The sequence below is a fragment of the Kitasatospora sp. NBC_01539 genome, from assembly GCF_045040525.1.
Taxonomy (GTDB): domain Bacteria; phylum Actinomycetota; class Actinomycetes; order Streptomycetales; family Streptomycetaceae; genus Kitasatospora.
In genome coordinates this window covers 7,385,049-7,411,024 of record NZ_CP109390.1, presented here as the reverse complement: position 1 = coordinate 7,411,024, position 25,976 = coordinate 7,385,049, and the positions used below count along the sequence as shown (strand labels likewise).

Sequence of the window (25,976 nt, the reverse complement as noted above, 5' to 3'; positions counted from 1 at the left end):
AGAAGACCGATGGCCACCAGCGCACGCACCGCCGGACCCGCCCCGGCGCCGCCGCCACCCGGCGGCACCCTCCGCTGCACCTGCCGCTCGGGCGCCACGGTCTGGCTGACCGGCCCGCCCGGCCCGCGCAAGGCCGCCCTCGCCCGCGCCGTCCGCGACGAACTCCGCGGCCGCGGCCGACGCGTCGAGGTGCTGTACGGCGACGAGCCGCCGCACCCGCCGCTCGCCGGACCGGCCCCGCACACCGCCGACGCCGACCGCCTGCGGATCGGCCTCGCCGCCGAGACCCTCGCCCGCAACGACGTCACCGTGCTGGCCCTCGCCCCGGGCCCGCACCCGCACGACGCCGACCCCGTCCGCGCACGCCACCACGCCGCCGACGTGCCCTACCTGGAGGTACAGGTCGGCCGCGGCACGGCCCGCACCGCCGGCTCCGCGGCCCACGTCGACGTCACCGGGCAGGACACCCCCGCGGCCGCCGCGGCCCTGCTGCACCTGATGACCGAACGGGGCCTGGTGTGAGTGCCCGCCGTGCAGGGACGCGCACGGCGTACGCGCTCACCGCAGCACCCCCGCACCAGCCCGCCCGGCCCGTCGAACGGCGCTGTCGCGGTCGGGGAGGCCGCCCGCAGGGACGGCCGTGAGCCCGGCCCGGCCGGTCGACGACCTCGACCTGGCCGTCGAACTCGTCAACAGCGCCTGCCCGCTGGCCGATCCCGCGGACCGGCTGGCCGACCTCACACACCTGCGGCAGCGGCTCACCGAACTCGGCGAGCACCGGCTGGCGCAGGAGACCGCACCGCACGACCTGCCGTCGCTGCGCCTGCTCCGCGACCGCCTGCGCGGGGTGTTCGGCGCCGGCAGCGCCACCGAGGCCGCCCTGCTGCTCAACGGCCTGCTCCGCGAGGCTGCGGCCGTCCCGCAGCTCACCACCGCCGCCGACGGCACGGCCCGCCTCGCCTGGGGCGCCGACCGCTCCGGCTACCCCGCGGTGGCGGCCCGACTGCCCGGCGCGCTCGCGGAGTTCGTCACGGCACAGGGTGTGCGCCGGCTCGGCCGCTGCGCGGCCGCTCCCTGCGCCTGCGTCTTCGTCGACCGCACCCGCCCGGGCAACCGGCGCTACTGCTGCGACCAGTGCACCGACCGGGCCTCCGCCGCCGCCTACCGCGGCCGGCGCAGGGCCCACTGACGGCCCCCGGGCCCGCCCTCGCCGGCGGTACGGGGTGCCGGCCCCCGCCCCGTCCCGTCCCGCCCCTCGTAGAAAGGCTTGCGGACCATGACCGCTCCCGGTCTCGACAGCACCACCGCCGTCGTCCTCGCCGACGTGGCCCTGATCATCGGCGCGGCGCACCTCTTCGGCCGGCTCGCCCGCCGCCTGCGCCAGCCCCCCGTGGTCGGCGAGATCGTCGCCGGGCTCGCCCTCGGCCCGAGCCTGCTCGGCCTGCTGCCGGGCAACCCGACGGACGTGCTCTTCCCCGCGTACGTCCGGCCGTTCCTCCACGTGCTGGCGCAGTTCGGCCTGGTGCTCTTCATGTTCGGCATCGGCTACCGGCTGGAGGCCTCGCACGTCCGCGGCAGCGGCCGGCAGATCACCCTCGTGTCGCTCAGCTCGGTGGCGCTGCCGTTCGCGCTCGGCGCGGGCCTCGCCTACCTGCTGTACCCCTGGTACGACCACGGCTTCCTGCACTCCACCGGCCCGCTCGGGCCCGCGGTGTTCCTCGGTGCCGCGATGTCGATCACCGCGTTCCCCGTGCTGGCCCGGATCATCAACGACCGCGGCATGCACCGCGAGCGGCTCGGCGGCATCGCCCTGACCTGCGCCTCCCTGCAGGACGCCCTCGCCTGGTGCCTGCTCGCCGCGGCGGTGGCCGTGGTCACCGCCGACCGGCCGCAGTCGCTGCTCGTCCTCGCCGCCGAGGCCGCGGCCTTCGTGCTGGTGCTGCGCTACGCCGTCCGGCCGCTGCTGGAGCGGCTGCTGTCGTCCACCGACCGGTGGTCGGGCGGCGCGGCCGCCGCGTACCCGGTGCTGATGATCGGCCTGCTGCTCAGCGCCTGGTGCACCTCGGTGATCGGGCTGCACGCGGTGCTCGGCGCGTTCGCCTTCGGCGCGGTGGTGCCGCGCGGCCGTCTGGAGGCGATCGCCCCGCAGGTGCCCGAGCGCATCGACCAGACCGGTTCGCTGCTCCTGCCGGTCTTCTTCACCCTCACCGGCCTGTCGGTCGACTTCAGCGGCCTCGGCGTGCGCGGTGCCGTCGCCCTGGCGGCGATCATCGTCGTGGCCTGCGCCGGCAAGTTCGCCGGGGCGACCCTCTCGGCGCGGCTCACCGGCTTCGACCGGGGCGACGCCCTGCGGCTGGGCGTGCTCCTCAACGCCCGCGGCCTGACCGAGCTCATCATCCTCAACGTCGGCCTGTCGCTGCACGTCATCGACCGGCGGATGTTCACCGCCATGGTCGTCATGGCCCTGGTCACCACCGTCATGACGGGCCCGCTGCTCGACGCCGTGCAGAAGCGCCACCCCGCCGCCGTACCGCTGCCGCCGAAGGCGCCGCCGGTGCCCACCGGGGCCTCGGCGTCCGCCACCGCGGCGCACAGCTGAGCGGGCGTCACCCGGGCGCGCCACCCGGGTCGGCCGGTCAGGGCGCCCGTCCGGTGGGCACCGGCGGCCGGCCGGACCGTCCCGGCGGGAGGCCGCCCCGGGTGCGGGGCTCTTCGGTCAGCAGAGCGCCTGGGCGGCGTCCAGCGCCGGCAGCATGTCCATGTGCAGACCGCCGCCGCCCTGGGCGTCCGCCCACACCGGCAGCGGCGCCGGATAACCGGCGTCCTGCGCAGGCCCGTTGAGGCCGTACTCCGTGCCGCCGGCCTCGAAGGTCAGCGCGCCGCCGGAACGGCAGTGCAGGGTGCCGGACGCCACGGTGAAGGGCCACGGCGAGACCGTGGACGCCGAGACCTCCCGGGTGTGCTCCTCGCCGCCCAGCATCCACCAGCCCGCGCCGCCCGCGACCAGCAGCCCGCCGACCACGGCATACACCACTCTGTTCCTGGACCGCGGCACCGCCCGATCCGCCGTCATCTCCAAGCCAGCCATCAGGCCCTCCTCGGTAGGGCGCTCAGCGTAGGGGCGGAGTGATCGACTGACCAGACATCGAGCACACTTCGTTTTCCCCATGATCACATCGGGCCGCTCCCGGCGCGGCACCACCGGCCCGACCGCGGTGACCTGCGGCCCACCCTCCACCCGGCGGTACGTCCCCGACCGACGCCCACGGCACATCGCCCGGCCCCGGGTCACCCCCGGGAACCGGCGGGCCCGCGCCGCACCCCCGCCGACCCGCGCCGCCGGCGCATCCGGAGCCGCAGTGATCACAAAATCTTTACCGCGCACGCTCCGTGTGCACTCAGGGGCACTAAGCTGCGGGCACCCCGGCATCGCGGGGCCTGCGGCCCGCATCAGCGGCCGCAGAGCGGCCGACGGCGCCCGGATCCCGGCTCCGGAATCGGCCCGGCACAGTGGGGGGACATCCGTGCAGGACATGGTCAAGGGTTCCAACGTGGGACTGGCCGCACTGGGTGGGAACACCGACTCCCTCGTGGTGAGCCTGGGTTGGAACAGTCCCGGCGGCGACGGCGACGCCGACGTCTCGGTCCTGCTCCTCACCGCGGACGGCAAGGTACGGAGCAACGCCGACTTCTACTTCTACAACAACCCCACCGCGGCCGACGGAAGTGTGGAACTGCTCGGCCAGACGCCGACCGAGCACGGCACGGAGGACCGCATCCGCCTCGACCTCACGGCCGTGCCCGACGGGATCGAGCGCCTCGTGGTCGCGGCCAGCCGGCACCAGCGCGGCGAGTTCGGCCAGTTGGAGGACCTGCGCCTGCAACTCGCCGACGGCGGCGGCGAATCGCTCCTCGGCTTCGCCATCACCGACGCCGGGCGGGAGAGCGCCTTCGTGTTCGGCGAGATCTACCGGCGGAACGCGGAGTGGAAGTTCCGGGCCGTCGGCCAGGGCTACGACACCGGACTCGCCGGGCTCGCCACGGACTTCGGCATCGACATCGACGAGGACGACGCGGACGCCGAAGCACAGGCAGAGACGGAGACGGAGACGGAGGCCACGGGCCCGGAGCCCGGCGGATCCGACACCCCGACGGCCCCGGCCGACACGCCCGCCGCCGTACCCGCCGGCGCGGTCGTCCCGGCGCAGGCCTCGGCTCCGCCCGCACTGCCACAGGCCCCGGAACCGGCCCCGGCCCCGGCCCCGGTGGACGCCGCCGCCCAGCCGCCGGCACCCAAGCGGCTGCGCACGGCGCGGAGGAAGGTGACGCTGCCGAAGGTGCAGAAGCCCTCCCTCGCCGAGAACGACGCCTGGCGTTCGGCACGCCTCTTCCCCGCCACGACGCTCAAGAGCGACCGGGAGCGCGAACTCCGCGCCACCTCCGTCCTGCTGTCGGTCATGGCCCAGGTGCCGGAGTTCGGCCGCCGGCTCACCGCGGGCTTCGGAGCGCCGGCCGGCCGGATGGAGACCTTCACCGAGGTGACGCTGCCCCACGGCGACACGCCCCGGCGTCCGGACGGCGTCGTCCGCGTGGAGCGGGCCGGGCGGCTCTGGACGGCGCTGGTGGAGAGCAAGACCAACGGCAACCCGCTGCGCGCCGAACAGGTCCAGGACTACATGGACATCGCGGCGCGCCGCGGCTACGAGGTGGTCCTGACGATCTCCAACGACGTGGCCCTGGAGGGCAGTCCGCTCGTCCCGGTGAAGATCGACGGGCGCCGCCGGCACAAGGTGGCGCTCCGGCACCTCTCCTGGGCCGAGGTCGCCTACCAGGCGAAGATGCTGATCCGCCACGAGGGCGTGGGCAACCCGGCCCACGCCTGGCTGCTGCAGGAACTCCTGCACTACCTCCAGCACGAGAACTCCGGCTGCCACGGCTTCCAGAACATGGGCCCCGCCTGGGTGCCCGTACGCAAGGGCATCGACGAGGAGACACTGTGCCGCGGCGACGACCGCGCCCGGCAGGTCGTGGAGAGCTGGGAACGGCTCATCCGGCAGGTCTGCCTCCAACTCGGCGGGGAACTCGGCGTCAAGGTGCTGCCCGTGCAGCGGTCACGGCGCAGCGAGGACCCGGGACTCCGACGGGCGGCCCTCGCCGACGGGCTCTGCGAGGACGGCCGGCTGCAGGCCGAGATCAGGATCGACGACTCGGTCGGCACCGTCGCCATCACCGCGGACCTGCGGGTGGGACGCCTGCGGACGTCCGTCGAGATCCCGGCACCGGAGCAGGGCTACCCGCTGTCCTGGGTCAAACGACTCGTCCGGCAGCTCGCGGAGGCCCCGGCCGACCTGCACGTCGAGACACTGACGGACGGCCCGGGGCCCGGGCCGCGGGGCACCCTGGAGCGGCTCCGGCCCGAGCCCGGCGATCTCCTCCCGAAGGACGCCGCGCAGATCACGGGCTTCCGGCTCTCCCTCTCCAAGAGCACGGGGAGCAGCCGGGGCAACGCCGAGACCGGCTTCATCCGCAGCGTCGACGCCGCGGTCGAGCGTTTCCACGGCGGGGTGCTCGCCCACCTCGACCCCCGTCCGGCCCGACGGGGGCAGCCGTCCGCCGCGAGGACGCCGACGACGGTCTGACGCCGGCCGGCCCGGGCACCCTCCGCTACGGGTGCCCGGGCCGGTGGACGTCGCGGCGCATGCAGACGCGCGGCCAGCGGTCCAGGCCGTGGTCCGCCTCCCGTCGGCGGACCTCCCGCAGATCCGGGCCGATCTCGGCGTCGGCGAGCGGGCGGAAGCCGCAGCGCTCGTAGTACGGGGCGTTCCACGGGACTTCGGCGAACGTGGTGAGGGTCAGCGCGGGCAGGCCGTCGGCGGCCGCCAGGCCGGCGAGGTGGTCGAGCAGCGCCCGGCCGACACCCCGGCGGGCCGCCGACGGGTGCACCGAGACCTGCTCCACGTGGAGGCAGCCGTCGACGGGCTCCGCGAGGAGGTAGGCGACCGGCCTGTCCGTGTCGTCCGCGGCGACCCAGGCCGACCCGGCCTGCGCGTACCGGGACAACTCCGCGACGGTGAACGGCTCGTCGTCCGCGATCTCCGGCATGCCGATCGCACGGAACGCCTCACCCGCCGTCCGCTCGATGTCCTGGAGCAGCGGCAGGTCGTCCGGCTGTACGGCGCGGATGTGCATGCGCTCATCCTGCCATTCCGGCCGCGGCCGGCCCGGCCGTCCGACCGGCCGTCCGACCAGCCGTGAACGACGCGGGACGGCCCCGGGTCAGCGGACGTCGCCCTGCCAGTCCCATCGCAGCGGGTCGCCGTCCCGCGGGGCGTAGCGGGCCCGGCCGCCGGGGCCGTGAGCGCCGAGTTCGGTGGGCAGGGCCGCACCCTGGGCGAGGTCGGCGGGGCTGCGGCCCGTCACGTCGAGGAAGAGGCCGTCGAGGGGGCCCGCCACGAGCTCGCGGTAGACGTGCCCGGGCCTCGGATTGGGGTCGTCGTAGTCGGCGCCGTACACACGGCCGCGCAGAAGTTCCTCGTCCATGCCGTCAGCATCGCAACCGGCACCGACAAATGCCGCGCGGGACGGCGCACCGCGGCGGCGCCGGTCCGTCTCACCGCCCGACGGGCATCCGGCGCCGCCGCGGTGCGCGCCGGGCCGGGCCGGCGAGTTCCTGGCGCTCGTCCTCGGTGAGACCGCCCCACACCCCGTAGCGCTCCTTGACGTGCAGCGCGTGCGCCAGGCACGCCTCGCGGACGGGGCAGCCCGCGCACACCTGCTTCGCCGCCCGTTCGCGGCCGTCGTGGGCGCGGCCGCGTTCGCCGGACGGATGGAAGAAGAGGCTGCTGTCGAGCGTGCGGCACGCCGCGTGGAGCTGCCAGTTCCAGTGGTGCTCGAAGGCGCCGGGCAGGCGCGAGACGGGGTTCATCGGGTTTCGTCCTCCGCGGTCGGTGTGCATGCGGTGCGCCCCGGCCGGGCGCTCCGGATGCCGGGTTCGCGGCAGCGCCTGCCCGGCCGGACGGCGAACATGCGGGGCCACCGGCCGGCATCCGTTCGCGGACGGAACGGGACGGGCGACCTCGTCGGGGGTGCCCTGCGGGCCCGTCGCCAGGATGCGGCTCTCCCGGGCCCGGAGGGCTGACCGGTACCGGGGGCTGACGGTGACGGCCCGTCCGTCGGTCACCGCCGGCGGACGGGCCGTCAGGAAATCCGGGTGCGGGCACCCGTCGCCCGTCCCTACACTCACCGGCAGAGCGCACCGCCCAGGGCCGCGGTGCGCACCGTGACCCAGCCGAGGAGGGACGTGCCGTGCAGGACCGCATCGCCGCCGTCGCCTCGCTGTCGCGCCACGAGGTGATCCTGGTGTCTCCGTCCGCCCGGTGCACGCTGCGCGGCCTGCACCGGATGTCCGTGACGAACGCCTGAGGCCCGTCGGCCCCACCGGGGACCGCAGCGGGACCGCACCGGGAACCCTTCGGAGACCGGAGGTACCGCGAGGTCCCCGGCAGGCCTCCGGCCGCGCCCTCCCCCGAGCGGGGGCGTGACCCCGCGCGGCGGAGCCGCGCCGTTCCGTCCGGCAATCGCGCCGCCCCTTTCCCGGATTCCTCCGAAAGGCCACGGGCCGTGCGCACCGACCTTCACCGCCACCTCACCACCACAACTGCCGCCGCTGCTGCCGCCGCTGCCGCCGCCGCCGCCGCGACCACCGTCCGCAACCTGGGCATCCTCGCCCACGTGGACGCCGGCAAGACCACCGTCACCGAGCGGATCCTCTACCTCACGGGTGCCACCCACAGGCGCGGCGAGGTGCACGACGGCACGACCGTCACCGACTTCGACCCGCAGGAGCGCGACCGCGGCATCACCATCTTCGCCGCGGCCGTCAGCTGCGCCTGGGACGGCCACCGGATCAACCTGATCGACACCCCGGGTCACGTCGACTTCTCCGACGAGGTGGAGCGCTCGCTGCGCGTGCTCGACGGCGCGGTGGCGGTGTTCGACGCCGTGGCCGGCGTCGAGCCGCAGAGCGAGTCGGTGTGGCGCCAGGCCGACCGGCACGGCGTGCCGCGGATCGCGTTCGTCAACAAGCTCGACCGTGCGGGTGCCGACCTCGACGCGGCCGTCGCCTCGATCCGGGAGCGCCTGCACCCGGTGCCGCTCGCGGTGCAGTTGCCGATCGGCAGCGAGGACGGCTTCACCGGCGTCGTCGACCTGCTGCGCATGCGGGCCCTGGTCTGGGCGGACGGCCACGACACGTACACCGGGGGCGAGGTGCCCGAGGGGCTGCGCGAGGAGGCCGTCCGGCGCCGACGCCTGCTGGAGGAGGCGGTGGCCGAACTGCACCCGCTCGCCCTGGAGGAGTTCTGCACCCGGGGGACGCTCTCCGCGGACACCCTGGCCGGGTCGCTGCGCGACCTCACCCGCACGGGCGAGGCCGTGGTCGTGCTCTGCGGCTCCGCCTACCGCAACCGCGGGATCGAGCCGCTGCTGGAGGCCGTCGTGGCCTACCTGCCGTCGCCGCGGGACGTGCCGCCGGTGCGCGGCACCGTCGACGGCACCCCCGGCGGTGCGGTGCAGGAGCGCGCCGCAGACCCGGCGGCACCGTTCGCCGGGCTGGTGTTCAAGGTCAACTCGACGGCCACCGGCCGGCTGACGTACGTCCGGGTGTACGCCGGGACCGTCCGGAAGGGGGACGTGGTGCTGGACGCCGTGGCGCGGCGCACCGAGCGCGTCGGGCGGATTCTGCGGGTGCAGGCCGACCGGCACGCCGAGGTGGACGCCGCCGTGGCGGGCGACATCGTCGCGGTGATCGGGCTGAAGGCGGCCCGGGCCGGCGCGACGCTCTGCGCCCCGGCCGCTCCGCTGGTGCTCGAACCGCCCTCGGTGGCCGACCCGGTGGTCTCCGTCGCGGTGGAGGCGGCACGGAGCACCGACACCGACCGGCTGGCGTCCGCACTGGCCCGGCTGGTGGAGGAGGATCCGTCGCTGTCGGTCCGGACGGACCGCGAGACGGGCCAGACCGTGCTGTCCGGCATGGGCGAGCTGCACCTGGAGGTCGCGGTGGAGAAGATCCGCCGCGCCCACGGGCTGGAGGTCGGCGTGGGCCGGCCGCAGGTCTCGTACCGGGAGACGGTCGCCCGGGGCGTGTCGGGCCTGGTGTACCGGCACGTCAAGCAGGACGGCGGCGCCGGGCAGTTCGCCCACGTGGTGCTCGACGTCGAGCCGATGGCGGCGGCGGAGGGCGCCGGCGCGGACGAGGGCCGGGAGCGGTTCGCCTTCGCGTCCGTCGTCGTCGGCGGCCGGGTGCCGAAGGAGTACGTGCAGGCGGTGGAGGCGGGCTGCCGGGACGCGCTGGCGGAGGGTCCGCTGGGCGGCCACCCGGTGACCGGGCTGCGGGTGACGCTGACCGACGGCGCCACGCACAGCAAGGACTCCTCGGAGATGGCGTTCCGCACGGCCGGGCGGCTCGCGCTGCGCGAGGCGCTGCGGGCGTGCGCGATGCAGCTCCTGGAGCCGGTCGTCGAGGTGACGGCCACCGTGCCGGACGACGCCGTGGGCGGCGTGCTCGGTGACCTGGCGGCCCGGCGCGGCCGGGTGTCGGGCTCGACGCCGCGGGGTGGCACGGCGGTGGTCACCGCCACCGTGCCGCTGGCCGAGCTGTTCGGCTACGCGACGCGTCTGCGCAGCCGTACGCAGGGGCGTGGCACGTTCACGACCCGGGCCACCGGCTATGCGCCGGCCCCGGGCGCGGCACCGGCCCGCTAGGGCGTCCGAAGGTGCGCGCACGGGTGCCCCGCCCCGCAGGAACGCGGGGCGGGGCACCCGTGGACGGCCGGGCGGGGGTCAGTCCGCGGTGGCGATCAGCGGTTCGAGCATCACGTCGGGCTTGGCACGCTGGAAGGAGTTGAGGTGCCACTTGTCGGCGAAGACGGCGAGCAGCACGTCGTCGGAGCGGCGGGTGAGCACCTCGGCCTGGGTGAGGCGGTCCTTGCCGAGCACCTCGGCGCCCTTCGGGTCGGTGACCCGGGCGAGCCGGTACGGCAGGTGGTCGAGGGTGATCGGCGAGGAGAACTCGTGCTCCATGCGGTGGAGCACGACGTCGAACTGCATCGGGCCGACGGCCGCCATGACGGGCGCCTGGTCGCCGCGCCGGTCGGAGGTCAGCACCTGGACGACGCCCTCCTCGTCGAGCTGCGAGACGCCCTTGCGGAACTGCTTGGAGCGGCTGATGTCCTTCGGCCGGGCGACCGCGAAGTACTCCGGGGCGAAGGCCGGCAGCCCCGGGAACTCGGCCTTCCGGCCGGAGTAGAGGGTGTCGCCCACGCGCAGCGCGGCCGCGTTGATCAGGCCGACGACGTCGCCGGGGTAGGCCGTGTCGACGACGGTGCGCTCGGCCCCGAAGACGGTGTGCGCGTACTTGGTGGTGAGGGAGCGGCCGCTCGCGGCACGGGTGACGTTCATGCCGCGCTCGAAGACGCCGGAGACGACGCGCACGAAGGCGATCCGGTCGCGGTGGGCCGGGTCCATGTTCGCCTGGATCTTGAAGACGAGGCCGGAGAAGTCCTCGCCGACCTCGCGGTCGCCGCCCTTGGCCAGCGGACGCGGGCCGGGGGCGGGCGCGATGTCGACCACGGCGTCGAGCAGCAGCTTCACACCGATGTTGGTGAGCGCCGCCCCGAAGAAGACCGGCGTGATCTTGCCGGACTCGAAGGCCTCGCGGTCGTAGCCGGGACCGGAGGAGAGCACGAGCTCCAGTTCCTCCAGCGCGGTCTGCCAGTCCTCGCCCTCCTGCTCGGTGGCCTCCTCCGCGGTGAGCTTCTCCTCGATCGCGGCGTGCGTACCGGCCGGCACCTTGGTGTAGCGCAGCATCTGGTCGGTGTTCTCGGCCTCGACGAGCCCGCGCAGGTTGCCCGCGTTGCCGACCGGCCAGACCACCGGCACGGGGGTGATGCCGAGGTGCGTCTCGATGTCCTCCAGCAGGGTGAGCGCCTCGCGGCCGCGGCGGTCCCACTTGTTGATGAAGGTGATCACCGGGACGCCGCGGTGACGGCAGACCGCGAAGAGCTTGCGGGTCTGCTCCTCCAGGCCCTTCGCGGCGTCGACCAGCATGATCGCGCAGTCGACGGCGGCGAGCACCCGGTAGGTGTCCTCGGAGAAGTCCGCGTGACCGGGGGTGTCGACGAGGTTCATCACGTGGCCGCGGTGGCCGAACTGCAGGGCGGCCGAGGTCACCGAGATGCCGCGCTCGCGCTCCAGCTCCATCCAGTCGCTGGTCACGCCGCGCCGCCCGCCCTTGGCGTGCACCGCGCCGGCCGAGGTGATCGCGCGGGCGTGCAGCGCCAGCGCCTCGGTGAGGGTGGACTTGCCGGCGTCCGGGTGGCTGATCACGGCGAAGGTCCGGCGGCGGCCGGCCTCGTTGAGGACCTGCAGGACGGGGATCGACTGTTCGCTGCTCACGTGTTCCTCGGGTAGGCGGGCATCGGACCGGTGACGCCGCTCCGCACCTGCCGGGCCGGGTCGTCGATTATCGGGCCGAAGGGCAATTCTAGCCAGCCCGGCCTCCATTCCCCGAACGGGACGGATCGCGCACCCCGGCGACCGCCTCCGGGCGCGGGGCGGGGCGAGGCCGGGCGGGGGCGGGGGCGGCACCGGGCGGCGACGCGGGCCCGTGGACCGGCGGACCGCGGACCGCGGACTGCCGGACCGGCGGACCGGCGGACCGGCGGATCGGCGGACCGGCGGACCCCGGGCTCAGGGCTCAGGGCTCAGGGCTCAGGGAAGCCGCGGGTGCAGGGTGTGCAGCGAGTCCTTCCCGTCCTGGACGGTGCCGTACGAGGACTCGGGCACCGGGTTCCACGCGCCGGGGAGATCACCGAGCGGTTCGGAGACGATGATCCGCGTCTCCTCCGACACCTCCTGCAGCACCGGGTTGTCGGGGTGCAGGGCACGCAGCGCGTGGACGCTGGAGCTGAAGAACAGCGAGCGCGAGTGCCGCTCGGTCGAGTAGCGGAAGGCCCACAGCCGGTCGCCGTCGGCGACGGCGACGGTCATCTGCAGGACGTCGGGCACACCGTGCCGGTCGGCGGTCGCCTCGATGAAGCCGATCATGCGCTCGATCGCTCCCGGGGCGTCGTCCTCCAGCCCGAACGTCAGCGCCAGGTGGAACATCACCTCCGAGTCGGTCGACCCCTCGATCGAGGGGAAGAGCGAGGCGTCGACCGCGAGCATCAGATCGCGCTTGAGCTCGGGGAAGCCGTTCACGGCCCCGTTGTGCTGCCACAGCCGGATCCCGTGCCGGAACGGATGGCAGTTCGTCTGCTGCACCGCCGTACCCGTCGACGCGCGGATGTGCGCGACGAACAGCGGGGAGCGCACGCAGTGCGCCAGCTCGTGCAGGTTGCGGTCGCTCCACGCCGGGCCGACCCCGCGGAACACCGCCGGCTCGCCGGGGCCGTGCGGGCCGCGCCGCTCGTCGGGGTACCAGCCGATGCCGAAGCCGTCCCCGTTGGTCGTCTCGACGCCCATCCGGGAGTGGCGGCTCTGGTCGATCAGCGAGTTGGCCGGCTTGTAGAGGAGTTCTTCCAACAGGATCGGGGTCCCCGAGTACGCGAGCCATCGACACATGCGTCCCACCGCCGTCCTCGCGCGAACGCCCGCCGCGCGTGGTGCGGGCGGGGCCGCGGCCGATCGTGCACCGCTCCCCAGGGTAGGTCCGCACGGGTGACGCCCGCCCGTCGACGGGACCCGGCCCGGCCGCCCCGCCGCACCACTGCACCGCTGCGCCGCCCCACTGCCACCACACCGCCGCGCTGCCGCCGGACCGCCGCCGTTCCGGGCCAATCCGCCGGGCCGTCCGCTCCGGATCCCCTGGGGGCGGCCGCACGGGCCGTCACCGACCGCGGAGGAGAGCATGGCGATGACGGCGGGGACCGGGTCCGTACGGGAGGGGAGCGGCCGGCTCGACGTGCACCGGGCGGCCGGGGAGCCGTGCGGAGCGGTGCTCCTCCTCCACGGCGGCCGGGCCGACGGCCTCGCCCCACCACCGCGGGTCGGCCTGGCCGCGCTGCGGATGCGGCCGTTCCGCGCCGCGATCCTGCGGGGGCTCGGCGACCGGCCGGTGATCGCCGCGTCCGTGCGCTACCGGCACCGCGGATGGAACGGCAGGCACGCGCACGCCGCGGCCGACGCCCGGGCGGCGCTGGACGAGCTGGCGCCGCTCCTCGGCGACGCCCCCGTCGTGCTCGTCGGCCACTCCATGGGCGGCCGGGCGGCACTCGCCGCCGCGGGGCACCCCCTCGTGGCCGGCGTCGTCGCACTCGCCCCCTGGTGCCGGCCGGACGACGGCACCGCGCACCTGCGCGGCCGGGCGCTCGCCCTGCTCCACGACGAACGCGACCGGGTCACCGACGCGCGCGCCACCTGGGTGTTCGGCGCCCGCGCCGCCGGGGCAGGGGCCCGGGTGCGGGCCGTCGCCATGCCGCGCGGCGGCCACACGATGCTGCGCGACGCCCGCCGCTGGCACCGCCTGACGGCGGAGTTCGCGGTGGCGATCCTCGACGGCCGCCCCCTGCCCTCACCGCCGGGCACCCTGGGCATCGACCCCTGACGGCACGGACGGCCTGCGGGCCTACTCCTGGACGATGACGCGCTCGCCCTCACCGACGGGTTCCTCGAAGGTGGCCGCGTAACGGTCCAGGAGTTCGTCGGAGACGGTGACGCTGTTCGCGTCGTCCCGCCGGTTGCGGACGGCCAGTCGGCGCCGCAGGGTCTCACGATCGGCCTTGAGGCGGATCAGCTCCCACCGGCATCCGTGGTTCTCGATCACCGCCTTGTACCGGTCCCGGGTGGCCCGGCTCCAGAAGCTGTAGTCGATGACGACGGGCCGTTCCGCCTCCATCAGGCGGATCAGCTCGCCCCACAGCTCCTGCTCGACGGCGGACCTGAGGTGCCCGTACTCCAGCGGGTCGAGTTCGGCCGCGTCATGGCCGATGCGTGCCCAGACCACCTCGTCGATCGACAGGCGGGTGTAGCCCCGGCGTTCGAGTGCCTGCGCGTACGTGCTCTTGCCCGAGCCGGGCAGACCGCACATCATCACGACGACCTTGCGCTCCGCGCTCTCCGGATGCGGCGGCCGGTCCTCTGCTTCCATGCGGGTGAGGCTAAGACCGACCGGCAATAGGGCCCGCGGCGTCGCGGCACCGGGGCACGCACCTCGCCGCGTTGTCGTCGGTCGCCGCAGCTCCGCTGCTGCTTCCTCCTCCGCCTTGCGATGCACGCACCCCAGCCCCGCTCCTTGACCCACGCTCCCTATCGCCGGCCGGTCTAACGCGCGGACGTACGGGGCACCTTGGGGTTTTTGCCGGGCGAGGCCGCTGCCCAGCGGACGGGTGGAGTGAACAGCCGCGCCTGATCGCGCACTTGCCTGCGCAGCCGTCAACTCACCTCCTGCGCAGCTCCGTTGGCGTGAGGCCGCGGGCCGCTCCGCGGCGACGCGCGCCCGATTCGCCCGGGAGCGACCCGTTCTGCGCCTTCGGCCGGTCTCCGGGCGCAGGGGCGACCGCTGGAAACGCGCGGGTCATGAACAATTCACGCGCAGACATCTACCCGCATAGACCTCGCGGGCCCCATCCTGGTCCGGCACCGCTCGCCCCGTCCAACTCCCCTGCCGCAGGAGCGATCTGTCATGCCCGGAACCATACGTCGCATTGCCAGCACCCTCGCCACCGCCGCCCTCGCCGCCGGCGCGCTCACCGCCACCACGGGCACCGCGCACGCGGCCCTCCCCACCCCGGTCTCCGCCGCGACCGCCCGCACCTACCTCGCCTCGCTGGCCGTCAAGACCGAGAACCGCACCGGCTACAGCCGCGACCTGTTCACCCACTGGATCACCATCTCCGGCTCCTGCGACACCCGCGAGACCGTGCTGAAGCGCGACGGCTCCAACGTCGTCACCAACTCCTCGTGTTCGGCCACCTCCGGCTCCTGGTACTCCCCGTACGACGGCGCGACCTGGACGAACGCGTCGGACCTCGACATCGACCACATGGTGCCGCTCGCCGAGGCCTGGGACTCCGGCGCCTCCGCCTGGACGAGCGCCAAGCGGCAGCAGTTCGCCAACGACCTGACCCGCCCGCAGCTCATCGCGGTGACCGACAACGTCAACCAGTCCAAGGGCGACCAGGACCCGGCCACCTGGCTGCCCTCGGTGAGCAGCTACCGCTGCACGTACGTCCGCGCCTGGGTGCAGGTCAAGTACTACTACGGCCTGGCCGTCGACACCGCGGAGAAGAACGCCCTCACCGGCGTGCTCAACGGCTGCTGACCCTTCACCGTCCGTGCCGTGCGCGCCCCCGCCCCGACCGGGCAGGGGCGCGCACCGCCGCACCTTGCAGTACTAGGCCTGCGGGAAGAAGGGCGGCCTGCCGTCGCCGGTGATCATCTGGTAGGCCGCGGCGTAGGTGTCCGCGACCGCGACGGGCTGCCACGTGCTGCCGTCCCACTCGACGACCAGGCGTGGCACGTCCCGGAAGAGCGGGTGTCCGCCGGGCCGGGGCTCGCCGTCGAGGACGAACGCGTCCCGGGTGCCGACCGGAGGCTTCAGGCCGACGCGGTCGGCGTACCAGTCGGGCAGTGGTTCATCGCCGGGGACGAGCACGTCGCGGATCCTCTCACCGGCGGAACAGAAGTCTGAGCCGAGGTTAGCCGCCGACGGCGAGAACGGCGCGCCGGGACGCGAGGCACCCGGGCCGTCCGGGGAGAGAGCCGAACGGCCTCCCGGCCCACGGACGGGCCGCCCGCTGCGGGCGGCCCGTCCGTGCCGCGGGTGCCTCAGAGCATGCCGTCCCAGAGCTGCTCGACGACGACCGCCCACCAGTTCTCCGGGTCCTCGAACACCGTGCCGTCCAGTGCGGCGAGTTCCTGCTGGAACGCGTCGACGGCGACCGCCGCCGCGTACGGGTCGAGGCCCCGCAGTGCCGGTCGGCGCGCGGCGAGCAGCGCCAGGCAGCGGACGTACGAGGCGAGGTCGGCGTTCAGGTAGCGGCCGGTGCCGTTGTCGGGGTCGACGGCCCAGATGCGGCCGACGCCCGCGCCGGTGCCCGTGCCCCCGTCACCGCACTGCACGGCGACCAGTGCGTGGCCGTCCGTGCCCAGCAGCACGTACTCCGCGAGGATGCCGCGGGCCTGTTCGCCCACCCGGGTGCCGCGGCCGGCCGCCGCGAGGTGCGCGGCGACGTCGGTCAGGCCCGGCAGGGCCGTGAAGAAGTCGTCGACGTGCGCCGGCACGCCCGCCCAGACGAGGGTGCCGCGGGCCGCCTCCGGGAGGGGGGCGCGCGCGGCGTCGTCGGCGTCGACCCGGTGCACGCCGTCCGGTCCGAACTGCTCGGCCAGGCGGCGGCCCAGCGCCGCGTCGCGTTCCGGCGCGGCGGCCGGCACGGCCCGCGGGAACGGCACCCGGTTGGGACGCGGCGGCGCAGGCCGGCCCGCGTCGCGGTACAGCTTCTCGGCCTGCTCCGTGAGCGCCCGCACCCCGGCGGCCCGCCGGTCGTAGCGCGGCCCGTGGTCGTGCCCGTACGAGAACGACGCCGCCGGGAGTTCGGCGAGCAGCCGGGCGGCGCAGTAGCCGCCGGGCAGTTCGCAGGGCCGCAGGTCGGTGTGGACGGCGAGGACGTCCTCCGGCCGCACCCCCCGCGCCCGCAGCTCGCGCCACGCCTCCGTCTCGGGGTGGCCGGTGCCGGGGGCGGACATCCGGAACAGGCTCAGCTCGGCGCCCTCCGCGTCCCGGTAGGTGAGGACGGCCGTCGCACCCGGCCCGACGGCGGGCCGCAGCGCGGGGTCGTACGAGCCCGCGCCGAGCTTGTCCCGGTAGAGCTGCACGACCTCGTCGACCGGCACGGACGGCCAGGTGGTGAGCTCGCCCGTCTCCCGGTCCACCACCGCGGACGCCGAGCCGATGTCGGCCGGTGCCCGCCGGGCGCCGCCGTCCGGGTCGGCCGGGTCCGCCTCGACGGCCTGCGGTTCGGCCCAGAGCACCCAGCCCAGGTCGAACTCGTGCACGCCGATCCGGTGCCACTGCTCCTCGGGCAGGGCACCGTTGACCCACTGGTGTGCCGCCTCGATCGCCTGCTCACGGGTCGTCACGCGGTCGCTCTCCTTCGGAGCCGGATGGAATGGTTCACAGTAGCCGCAGTGACCGGCGCGGCCCCGGGGCCGATCACCCCGGCACCGGCACGGCCAGCCGCAGCGCGGCCACCCCGCGGGCGTCGGCGAGCAGCAGCAGACCGTCCGGGGTGACGTCCGCGCCGCCGAGCGGCTGCGGGGACACGAAGGCGGCGAGCGGGGCGCCGCCGTCCCGCGGCCAGATCCGCACGTAGTCGCCGCCCACGCCGAGCCGCACCGGGCACGCCGCGCGCTGCTCCTCCGTCGCCGGCAGCAGTGCCTGCGGATCGGCGGCCACCGGCTCGCCGGTGCGGACGTCGTACGCGACCAGGCCGGGCTCGGCACCGGCCGCCGCCGCCACGGGGGTGCCGTCGGCGGTCGACGCGAACGTCACCGCCCGCGCACCGGGCAGCGGCCGCGTCCAGAGCGTCTCCCACGGCAGGTCGAGACCGAAGTCCGGCACGGGCAGGCCGTCCTGGCGGCACGCGTGTTCCAGCAGCGCGGCCCGCAGCACGGCGTCCGGCCGGTTGCGGGTGAACACCGGCGCCAGCCGCAGCCACGTACGGGCCAGGTCGGGCAGCGTGACGCCGTCGGCGGCCAGCCGCTCGGCCGCCGTCCGCAGCCGCACCTGATCGGTGTGGAGCAGGAACCCCGGGTCGGCGAGCAGTTCGGGCAGCACCCCGCCCTCCAGCGCGTGCCCGACGAGCTGCTCGCGGACGTACGCCGGGGCGGACGCCCACCGGGAGGGGCCCGCGTCGGTGCCCGGCAGGGTCGCGACCAGCGCGGTCGCGATCCGGCGCTGCACCTCGCGGACGGTCGTGCCGAACCGCTCGCGCACCTCGTCCGCGACCGCGGGGTGCACCAGGCGCACACCAAGGGTCCCGGCGCCGTCGGCCGGTTCGACGAACGGCGCGAGCAGGGCGCGGCCGCCCGCCAGCAGCGGGCCGACGTCCCGGCCTGCCACGGCGGAGGCGAGCGGCGCCCAGAGCGCCGACGGCAGTGCCGCGCCGGTGCCGGTCAGCGCCAGCGGCGCCAGCAGCCGGCGCAGCACCAGCTCCTGGCTGCCGCACCGCTCGGCGTGCAGGTCCAGGGCGTCGCCGACGTCGGTGGGGAAGGCCGCCGGGCCGCCCTCGGGCGCGGACCGCAGCGACCACGCGGCGAGCCGCACGACGAGCGGGCCGGCCGCCTGCGCGGCCAGCCGGGCGGCGTCTTCGGGCCGGTCGAGGAGGTGCTCGGCCTGCATCAGGAGCGCCTGCCGGTCGGTCCACGGCTCCTCGTCCAGGTCGAGGACCCGGAGCCGGTCGGCGGGCAGGTGTTCGGCGAGCCACCTGGCCTGCTCGCGCGGCACGTCGGCCAGCAGCCGCACGGCCGGGCACTCCGCGAGCGGCACCAGGACGTCCGCGGCCACGTCGGTGGCACCGGCCGGGCCCGGCAGCACACCGGCCCGGTCGACGTCCGGGACGACGACGGGCACCAGCGGCGCCCCCTCGCCGGGCAGCTCGCGGAGCAGCCGACGGACGTCCGCGCTGCGCTCCACCTCCATGCCGAACTCGTCCGCGACCGACCACAGCAGCTGCGCGGCGGTCAGCCCGGTCGCGGGGAAGACCAGCGGGGCCGGGAGGCCGGTCGGCGGCACGGTGGCCGGGTCGAGCGTGTCGACGTCGATCCGGGCCCGCTGCTCGGGATCGCAGAGCATCAGGAAGCCGGTCACCAGCCGGGAGCGGCCGCTGCCCGGCGCACCGGTCACGAGCAGCACCTTCGGCGCCGACGGCAGGCCGGCGTGCCAGGCGGCGAGCTCGCGCAGGGCGGCGGCCCGGCCCCCGGTGTAGGGGTGGGGCCGGTGGTCGGCCTGATCGGTCACGGTCGGGCTCCAGGGTCGTGGGACACGTGCGGGTGCGGACGTCGGTGCCGGTTCCGGTGCCGGGACTCTTCCGGTGCCGGGACCGTTCCGGCGACGGCCGGTGCCGGTCGGGTGACGGCGGGTCGGGTGACGGCGGGGCGGGTCGGGTGACGCCGGGGCGCCCTCCGGCGCTACACGAAGTCCTCGCGGTCCTGGAAGATCTCCTGCCAGAACAGCGAGGACGCCGTCACCGGGTCGAGCTCCTGCGCCCAGTCGCGCAGCAGCCGACCGGCGTCGGCGAGTTCCTCCGGGCCCGTCCCGTAGTAGTAGGTCGTGTAGAGGCGCAGCAGCGCGGCGAAGCGCTCCGCCGAGGAGGCGACCACGCCGTAGTCGTAGTCGCCCTCCCAGCGCTCCGGGTCGTAGAGGGTGACCCGGCCGGTGGAGCCGTCGACGGCGAACATGCTCAGTCCGTCCCGCGCGAGGACGTACGAGTGGGTGCCGTGCTCCCGCGCCTCGGGGTCGTCGGACGCGTAGAGCTCGGCGTTGCGGAGCTCGGCCGCGCCCTCGGTGCGCAGGTGCTCGGAGCCGAGCTGCAGCAGTGCGCTGTGGAACGCCGGGAAGCCGGGGCCGGTCAGGAAGTCGCGGGTGGGCGCGTGTTCGAGTCCGGCGGGCAGCGTCTCCGGGGCGGGCTTCCACAGGTGCTGCTCGCCGAAGCAGGCGGCGAGCCAGGTGTGGTCCGGTGCGGCGGCCGCGGCAGGGAGCGCCGCGGGGGCGAGCGCGGTCGTGAGGGTGTCCTCGGCCGGCATCGGCCATGCTGCGGGGCCGGCGGGGGCCGGGTCCTCCGCGGTCTCGACGGCGTAGCAGCCCCAGCCGCCGCCCAGCACGGCCAGCCGGTCGAGCCGGACGGCGTGCGTCACCTGCTCGTGGCAGGCCGGCAGGCCGGCGGCGCCGGCGCCCTGCCAGCCCTCCGGCGTGTTGCGGGCGGGGCTGCCGGCCTCGGGCAGGTCGGCGGCCACCACGGGCACGTACGGGCGGGGGTACTCGTCGTGCGCGTACGGGCGGTACAGCTTCGGGCCCGCGACGACCCGGCCGGTCCCGGGTGCGAGCGCGTACTCCTCGTACCCCTCCTCGTCGTCCGGTTCCTCGCGCTCCAGCCGGGCGAGCACGAAGGCCTCGTGGACGGCGAGCAGCGGTTCGCCGTCCCGCTCGACGGCCCGCAGCCCGACGACCTGCCCGCCCGGGGCGGGGCGGCCGGCCCGGGCCCCCGGCGGCACCCACCGCGACCAGACGGTGCGCCAGGGCAGCCGGGGCGCGGCCGCGAGGAGGGCAGCGGCGTCGGCGTCCCGGCCGTGGCTGACGAGCAGCAGGTGCAGCCAGGCCAGCCACTCCGGGTGCTGCCCGGGGCCGGGCCTGACGCCCAGCCGGTCGAGGTGGTGGATGTCCTCGGCGAGCGTGCCGCGGGGCACCCCGTCCGGCCAGACGGCGGCCATCCCGGCGAGCAGGCCGGCCCGGCCGACCTCGGCGAGGAAGACCGGGTCCTCGATGAGCACGGGCAGGTCGGCGGGGTCGAACGGCCGGTCGGGGTGGGTCGGCTCGGGTCCGGTGGTCATGCGATCTCTCCGTCAGGGCGTCGGGCCGGCGTCGCGCGGCGGCGTCGTGGTGTGCGGCCCCACGGTGTGCGGCGCAGTCCCGATTGTCACTCGGCGGCCGCCTGGTACTGGTTCCTCGGGCGGTCAGGATCGAGCTCGCCGGAGGTCGCCAGGTCGTACCAGAGGTCGCCGAGACCGTTCAGGTGGTCCTGCATGTCCTGCTTCATGCCCTGGGCGGCGGCCGCCCGGTTCTCCGGGGTGTCGAAGCCCTCGGCCATCTGCCCCTTGCGGTAGCCGACGCCGTAGCCGACGTCGGTGTCGGGCATGGAGCTGGTGAGGTAGGCCGAGCAGTGCCCGTGGCCCTGCCCGCCGCCGCAGGGCTCGCGCTCCGTCCAGAGGTGGCTGATGGTGTAGTCGTCGGTGTCGGCGTTGGCGTTGACGCGGTCGATCCAGTTGCCGAGGTGCGGCTCGGAGTGCTCCGACTGCCAGCCGAAGCCGTTCACGGGGATCGAACTGTCGACGACGTAGCGGACGTTGCCGTCGGAGTCGACGGTCTCGATGACGGCGAAGTTCTTGCCCGAGAAGTCGGGACGGTGCTCGCCGTCCACGAACGCCTTCGTCTCCTTGCGCAGCAGCCGCTCCGCCTGCTTCTCCGCCATCCCGTTGTGCTCTTCCTGGTAGCGCGCCGTCAGGTGCTCGCGGACCAGGCGGGCCGGGTCCGGCTCCCGGATCTTCTCGCCCTCCTTCAGCTCCGAAGGGTCCTTGTGGGCGTTGCCCCGGTCGCCGCCCCAGAAGTCGTGGCGTTCGTGGAGGTTGACGCCGCGGGAACCCTCGGTGTGCTCCTCGGCGGTGTCGCCGTCCTGGCTGCCGGCGTCGTCACCGTCGTGGCCGGCGTCGTCGGCATCGGGCATGTCGGTGTCGGAGTCGTGGCCGTCCTGGCCGGCGCCGTTCTGGCTGTCGGCATCCTGGTCGTCGTCGTGCGAAGGGTCGGCGTAGGCGTCGGGCAGGTGCTCGGGGCTCGCGCCGACCGCGTAGTCGGAGTGCACGGCGAGGCTGAGGCGGCCGAGGGACGCCAGGACGGCACCCTTCTCGTCGCGGTTGAGGTCCGCGAAGCCCGGCAGCCTCTGCTCCAGTTCGTTCCTGTCGAAGCCGACCTGGAACGGCTCGTCGCCGGTCCGGTTCTCCTGGATCCGGTCGGCGGTGTCCTGCAGGAAGTCGCCGAGCGACTTGTCGTCGGCCCTCTCCCGCAGGAAGTCGTGCGCCACGTCGAGGTCGGACTGCTTGACGGTCGCGTTCGGCCGGTCCCGCAGCCCCTGCTGCTCGCCGTCGCCGAGCATGTTGCGGTGGGTGTGGTCGGAATCCTGGTCCTGGTCGTACGGCGTGGACCCGAGCCTGTCGTCCGGGTCACCGTCCTGCGACCCGTCGTCGTCGTTGTCGCTGTCGTCGAGTTCGGTGAGCTCGCTCTCGGTGTCGCTGATCTCGGTGAGGTCGCTGCTCGCGTCGCTCGCGTCGTCGTGCTGCGTCGCGGGGGGCTCGGTCTGCGTGCCGTCGTTCGTGCCGTCGGTGCTGCTGACGTCCATGGCGTCGTCGTTCGGCTTCTGCCGCTTGGGCGGTCGCTCCTCGGACGGTCCCGCCTGGGGCTCGCCGGCGTCGTCGGCCTCCGCGTCCGCGTCGTCGGCGGTGCGCTTGCCCGCCGGGTCCTCGGGGCGACGGTCGGAACCGCCCGGGGTCTCCGCGGTGCGGTCGGCGCCGTCGGCACCGTCGCGGTGGGGAGTGCCGTCGCCGTCCGGGGTCAGCGGCCTGCGGTCGGAGTCCAGCGGGATCGCCCAGACGCCGTGGTCGCCGTCGTGCAGCGGCTTGTCGCTGCGGGCGCCGGTCTGGTTGTCGAGGTAGGTGATCTTGCCGTTGTGGTTGACGACGTTCCAGGCGTGGGCGCGGCCGTGGGCGTCCTGGGTGACGATGACGGCCTGCGACCCGTGGCCGGACTGCCGGAGCTGGTCCTCCAGCCGGTGGAACGCCTGGTCGCCGTTGCCCAGGTCGCGGAAGGGCGCGCCGAGCTGGCGCTCGGCCCGGTCGCGTCCGCCGCGCTCGCCGTCACCGGTGCCGTCGTCGCTGCGCGGCGCGGCGGCGGTCGGGTTGCCGCTGTACGTGTCGGCGCTGGACAGCGCCACGTCGAGGCAGTTGTTGTCGCGGCCGGGCTCCCGGTGGCCGTCGCCGTTCACCGCGCCGGGCCAGTCGCCGTGCGGGTCGGGGTGGCGCTGCGGGGTGCCGTCCGGGTTCTTCGGGATCCGGCTCTCCAGCTCCTGCTGGTGCCGCGGGTCGACCGGGGCCAGCCCGCCCGGTGTGTCGTGCGGACGGCTCGCCGACAGCGGCCGCTCGTGCGCGGGCGTGTCGTCGGCGCCCGGACGGTCGTCCGCGGTGGGGCGGTCGTCCGTGGCGGGGCTGGAGTCGTCGGTGGGGCGGTCGTCCGCGGTGGGGTCGGCGTGCTCGTCGGCCCGGGCGTCGTCCGCGGCAGGGCGGTCGTCCGTGGCGGGGCGGTCAGGCCGGGGGCCGGCCTCCGGGCTCGGGGTCGCGGCGGGCCGGTCCGTGGACGGCCGGTCCGTGGACGGACGGTCGGTGGACGGACGGGTGTCCGAGGTACGGGTGTCCGAGGTACGCGGATCCGGCCGGTCGGTGCCGCGGGCGGGCCGGTCGCCGAAGCCGGGGCGGTCGGGGGCGTCCCGGTGAGGGCCCTGGCCCGGCACGGTCGGACGGTCCGTCGCGGGCCGGTCGGAGGGTGCGCCGCCGGGCACCGGCCCGCCGCCGGGCCGCGTCGTGGTGGGGCTGCCGCCCGGGGCGGCGGAGGTGGGAATGCCTCCCGCGGGCACCGGGCCGGTCGTGGCGGGCGGGGTGTTCTGCTGTCCGGCGGGCCCCGTCGTGCCGTCGGGTGCCGGGGTCGGGGCGGAATGCACCGGCGGCGCCTCCGCGACGCCCGTCGAGGCGGTCTGGACCGAGCCCGCACGGTGCGATCCGTCCGGGGAGCCCGGGCGCGAGCCGTCGGAGGCCGGCATGTGCGGCACCGATCCCGAGGGCACGGTGCGCGGATCCGTACCGCCGTGCTGTGCGGGGGCGGGATCGGCGGTCGGACCGGGCGTCGCGGACCGCTCCTGGTGCGGGGCGGCGTCGGGCCGGGGTGCGGACTCGTGCCGCTGCGCGGGCCCGTCCGCGTCCGTCCGGGGCGGGGCGCCTCCGTCCGCCGTGTGGTGGGCGGGGCCGGGCGACTGCTCGGTGCCCCGGACCGGCCCGTACGACGGTGTGCCGCGGTCACCGTGGTGGCTCGGCCCTGCCGACCCGCCGTCGCCCGACCGTGCCGGGCCCGACGTGGAGCCGCTGTGGTCTCCCCCGCCGCCGTCACCGCCGTGGGCGGACGCGACATGCGCGGGAGCCGTGTGCGCGGGAGCCGTGTGCGCCGGACCGGAGGACGCGTCGTCGCCCCCGCGCACGGGACCGTACGACGGGGCCGTACGGCTGTCGCCGTGGCCCGCGTGGTCGGCGTGCGCCGGTGCGGGCGAGGAATCGGCCGTCGTACGGCCGTCCGTACCCGTCGGGCGCGGACCGGCGTCGGCGGACGTGTGGGTCGGCGCCGGCGACGAATCCGGTGCCGTGTGAGCCGGACGCGCGTCGGCGGACGTGTGGGTCGGCGCCGGCGACGAATCCGGTGCCGTGTGAGCCGGACGCGCGTCGGCGGACGTGTGGGTCGGCGGCGCTGCGGCGGTGTCCGACCGCGGCGGTGCGTCACCCTGCCGGGCGCCCGCGCCGTCCCCGGTCGACTGCGGACCGCCGTCGGACGGCCGTGCACCGCCGTCGGACACCGGGTCCGGGCGGGCATCGGTATCGGTGTGGGCCGAGGTGTCCGCGGCAGGCGCCGGACGGCTGTCAGGGCCGGTGCCGGTGTCGGCGGAAGGCGTGTGGGAGGCGGGCGCCACACCGTCGCCACCGCTCGGCGCGGGGCCGGACGGAGCCGGGGCGGAGTCCGTCGTCAGGCGCGTGCCGAACGGGTCCAGGGGCGCCGCGCCACGGTTGTCCGAGGCGTGCTGGGCAGCGGGCCGGCTGTCGCCGCGGTCGCCGCCCGTACCGGAGCCACCCGAACCGGTGTCCGCGGACGGACCGCCCTGACCCGCGCCCGAGTCGGAACCCGAACCGCCGTCGCCCGCGGAGGCGGGACGCGGCACCGAGGCCGACGGCGTCGGTGAGTTCGAGGAGCCGCTCGCCCCCGAGCTGTTGGGTGCTGACCCGTGGGGAGTGGAGCCGTTGGGCGTCGAGCCGTTGGAGGAGGACCCCGAGCTGTCGCCGCTGCCTCCGTGGCCGGAGCTTCCCGACGTGCCGGAGTCGCCCGAACCGCCCGTGCTCCCCGAACCGCCCGTGCTCCCCGAACCGCCCGTGCTCCCCGAACCGCCCGTGCTCCCCGAGGCGGACGGATTCCCCGAGCCGCCTGAGCCGCCGGTACTCCCCGAACCGCCCGAACCGCCGGAGTCGCGCGTGGTCCCGGAGTCGCCGGAGTCGCCCGAGCCGCCGGAATCCCCGGTGCTGCCGTTGGAGTCGCCGTGACCGGCCGCGTTGTCGATGTGGTGCCGCGCCGCGCCGCCGGCGCGGGAGCCGAGGCCGTCACGGAGCGACTCGGTGAAGGTCTGGTCCCAGTTCTTCGCGGACTCCTTCCCCTCCTCCCAGCCCGTCTTGACGGTGCGGCCGAGGTCGTAGCCGTCCTGCGCGCCGAAGCCCTGGTTGACGGTCTGCGCGATGAGGTCCGAGATCATCGCCTGCACCGCGGAGACGATCGGATCCTTCAGCGTCTCCATGATCGCCTCGATCAGGGCGTCCCGGAGCTCCTTCAGCAGCCGGCGCACGATCATCTTCGTCGCCTGCGTCGCGCCCAGCGCGCCGACCTCGGACAGGCCGAAGGTGAACGGCGCGGCGGCCTGCGCCGCGATGAGTTCCGCGGCCAGGATCACGAGCTGCGTGATCACCGCGATCTTGCACACCACCACGATCACCGCAGCGGCCTCGAACGCCGCCGCGATCAGCCGCGCCGCGGTGGCCGCATCCGCGAGGTAACCGTCCCCGCCCGTCGTGAACTTGTCGAACGCCGTCCCGAACGCCTCGATCGAGTCACCGGAGTTCGCCGACCGCACACTGTTCGCCGCACTCAGCGCACGGTAGTTGAGATCGTCGACCTGATCCGCGAAGTCACGCCACACCTGGGCGCACTCACGCAGCTTGTCCTCGTCCGCCTTCGGCCAGTCGAAGCCGAGCATCTCCAGGACCCACTCGACGCCGTCCGGCAGCATCAACGACACGGTTCAACTCCCCCTGAAGGCGTCCCCCTGCGGCGGACGTGCCTGGTGAACGGAAGCGGC

At 75.4% G+C, this 25,976-nt stretch carries 19 protein-coding genes; 7 read left to right on the top strand and 12 right to left on the bottom strand.

Annotated elements, in window-relative coordinates; genetic code table 11:
* The first annotated feature begins 9 nt into the window (after positions 1-9).
* The 3 genes from OG335_RS32170 to OG335_RS32160 all read left to right on the top strand — a co-directional run bounded on the left by OG335_RS32170 (position 10) and on the right by OG335_RS32160 (position 2,599).
* Entirely contained in the window at positions 10-522 is a 513-nt protein-coding gene (locus tag OG335_RS32170; protein ID WP_405014651.1) for an adenylyl-sulfate kinase, read from the top strand.
* A 118-nt stretch (positions 523-640) separates the two neighbouring features.
* Complete coding sequence (locus tag OG335_RS32165) at positions 641-1,189, top strand: CGNR zinc finger domain-containing protein (protein ID WP_405014650.1); 549 nt, start codon at positions 641-643, stop codon at positions 1,187-1,189.
* An 87-nt stretch (positions 1,190-1,276) separates the two neighbouring features.
* Positions 1,277-2,599: a cation:proton antiporter gene (locus OG335_RS32160; RefSeq protein WP_405014649.1), complete on the top strand. Its 1,323-nt coding sequence runs from the start codon at positions 1,277-1,279 to the stop codon at positions 2,597-2,599.
* Positions 2,600-2,716: 117 nt separating this feature from the next.
* Here OG335_RS32160 and OG335_RS32155 read toward each other — a convergent pair whose 3' ends face one another.
* On the bottom strand, positions 2,717-3,088 hold the full coding sequence (locus tag OG335_RS32155; protein WP_405014648.1) for a DUF2511 domain-containing protein: 372 nt from the start codon (positions 3,086-3,088) through the stop codon (positions 2,717-2,719).
* Between the two features lie 445 nt (positions 3,089-3,533).
* On the opposite strand from OG335_RS32155, the gene OG335_RS32150 reads away from it, so the two are divergent.
* The gene (locus tag OG335_RS32150; protein WP_405015600.1) at positions 3,534-5,639 is read left to right on the top strand and encodes a TerD family protein; all 2,106 of its coding nucleotides are present in this window, start codon (positions 3,534-3,536) and stop codon (positions 5,637-5,639) included.
* A 25-nt stretch (positions 5,640-5,664) separates the two neighbouring features.
* On the opposite strand, the gene OG335_RS32145 is transcribed toward OG335_RS32150, so the two are convergent.
* From OG335_RS32145 to OG335_RS32135, 3 genes are all read right to left on the bottom strand, one after another.
* Positions 5,665-6,189, bottom strand: coding sequence for a GNAT family N-acetyltransferase (locus tag OG335_RS32145; protein WP_405014647.1), 525 nt, complete (start codon positions 6,187-6,189; stop codon positions 5,665-5,667).
* Positions 6,190-6,276: 87 nt separating this feature from the next.
* Positions 6,277-6,540, bottom strand: a complete 264-nt coding sequence (locus tag OG335_RS32140; RefSeq protein ID WP_405014646.1) for a hypothetical protein — start codon at positions 6,538-6,540, stop codon at positions 6,277-6,279.
* 70 nt (positions 6,541-6,610) lie between these two features.
* Complete coding sequence (locus OG335_RS32135) at positions 6,611-6,925, bottom strand: WhiB family transcriptional regulator (protein WP_405014645.1); 315 nt, start codon at positions 6,923-6,925, stop codon at positions 6,611-6,613.
* A gap of 695 nt (positions 6,926-7,620) precedes the next feature.
* Between OG335_RS32135 and fusA the strand changes: the two genes are divergently transcribed.
* Positions 7,621-9,762, top strand: coding sequence for an elongation factor G (fusA, locus tag OG335_RS32130; protein WP_405014644.1), 2,142 nt, complete (start codon positions 7,621-7,623; stop codon positions 9,760-9,762).
* A gap of 78 nt (positions 9,763-9,840) precedes the next feature.
* Here fusA and OG335_RS32125 read toward each other — a convergent pair whose 3' ends face one another.
* Positions 9,841-11,454, bottom strand: a complete 1,614-nt coding sequence (locus OG335_RS32125) for a peptide chain release factor 3 (RefSeq protein ID WP_405014643.1) — start codon at positions 11,452-11,454, stop codon at positions 9,841-9,843.
* Between the two features lie 315 nt (positions 11,455-11,769).
* Complete coding sequence (locus tag OG335_RS32120) at positions 11,770-12,621, bottom strand: class II glutamine amidotransferase (protein ID WP_405014642.1); 852 nt, start codon at positions 12,619-12,621, stop codon at positions 11,770-11,772.
* A 292-nt stretch (positions 12,622-12,913) separates the two neighbouring features.
* Here OG335_RS32120 and OG335_RS32115 point away from each other — a divergent pair, with 292 nt between their 5' ends.
* Positions 12,914-13,603: an alpha/beta fold hydrolase gene (locus OG335_RS32115; RefSeq protein ID WP_405014641.1), complete on the top strand. Its 690-nt coding sequence runs from the start codon at positions 12,914-12,916 to the stop codon at positions 13,601-13,603.
* Between the two features lie 21 nt (positions 13,604-13,624).
* On the opposite strand, the gene OG335_RS32110 is transcribed toward OG335_RS32115, so the two are convergent.
* Positions 13,625-14,146 carry an AAA family ATPase gene (locus OG335_RS32110; RefSeq protein WP_405014640.1) on the bottom strand — a complete coding sequence of 174 codons (522 nt, stop codon included), beginning with the start codon at positions 14,144-14,146 and terminating at the stop codon, positions 13,625-13,627.
* Positions 14,147-14,680: 534 nt separating this feature from the next.
* Here OG335_RS32110 and OG335_RS32105 point away from each other — a divergent pair.
* Positions 14,681-15,319 (top strand): HNH endonuclease family protein, encoded by a 639-nt coding sequence (locus tag OG335_RS32105; RefSeq protein ID WP_405014639.1) that lies wholly within the window; start codon positions 14,681-14,683, stop codon positions 15,317-15,319.
* Between the two features lie 72 nt (positions 15,320-15,391).
* Here OG335_RS32105 and OG335_RS32100 read toward each other — a convergent pair whose 3' ends face one another.
* The 5 genes from OG335_RS32100 to OG335_RS32080 all read right to left on the bottom strand — a co-directional run bounded on the left by OG335_RS32100 (position 15,392) and on the right by OG335_RS32080 (position 25,907).
* Entirely contained in the window at positions 15,392-15,652 is a 261-nt protein-coding gene (locus OG335_RS32100) for a DUF6087 family protein (protein ID WP_405014638.1), read from the bottom strand.
* Positions 15,653-15,825: 173 nt separating this feature from the next.
* Entirely contained in the window at positions 15,826-17,136 is a 1,311-nt protein-coding gene (locus OG335_RS32095) for an SUKH-4 family immunity protein (protein WP_405014637.1), read from the bottom strand.
* A 73-nt stretch (positions 17,137-17,209) separates the two neighbouring features.
* Positions 17,210-19,015 (bottom strand): ATP-binding protein, encoded by a 1,806-nt coding sequence (locus OG335_RS32090; protein WP_405014636.1) that lies wholly within the window; start codon positions 19,013-19,015, stop codon positions 17,210-17,212.
* 170 nt (positions 19,016-19,185) lie between these two features.
* Entirely contained in the window at positions 19,186-20,604 is a 1,419-nt protein-coding gene (locus OG335_RS32085) for an SUKH-4 family immunity protein (protein WP_405014635.1), read from the bottom strand.
* Between the two features lie 86 nt (positions 20,605-20,690).
* Positions 20,691-25,907: a toxin glutamine deamidase domain-containing protein gene (locus OG335_RS32080; RefSeq protein WP_405015599.1), complete on the bottom strand. Its 5,217-nt coding sequence runs from the start codon at positions 25,905-25,907 to the stop codon at positions 20,691-20,693.
* Positions 25,908-25,976 lie beyond the last annotated feature (69 nt).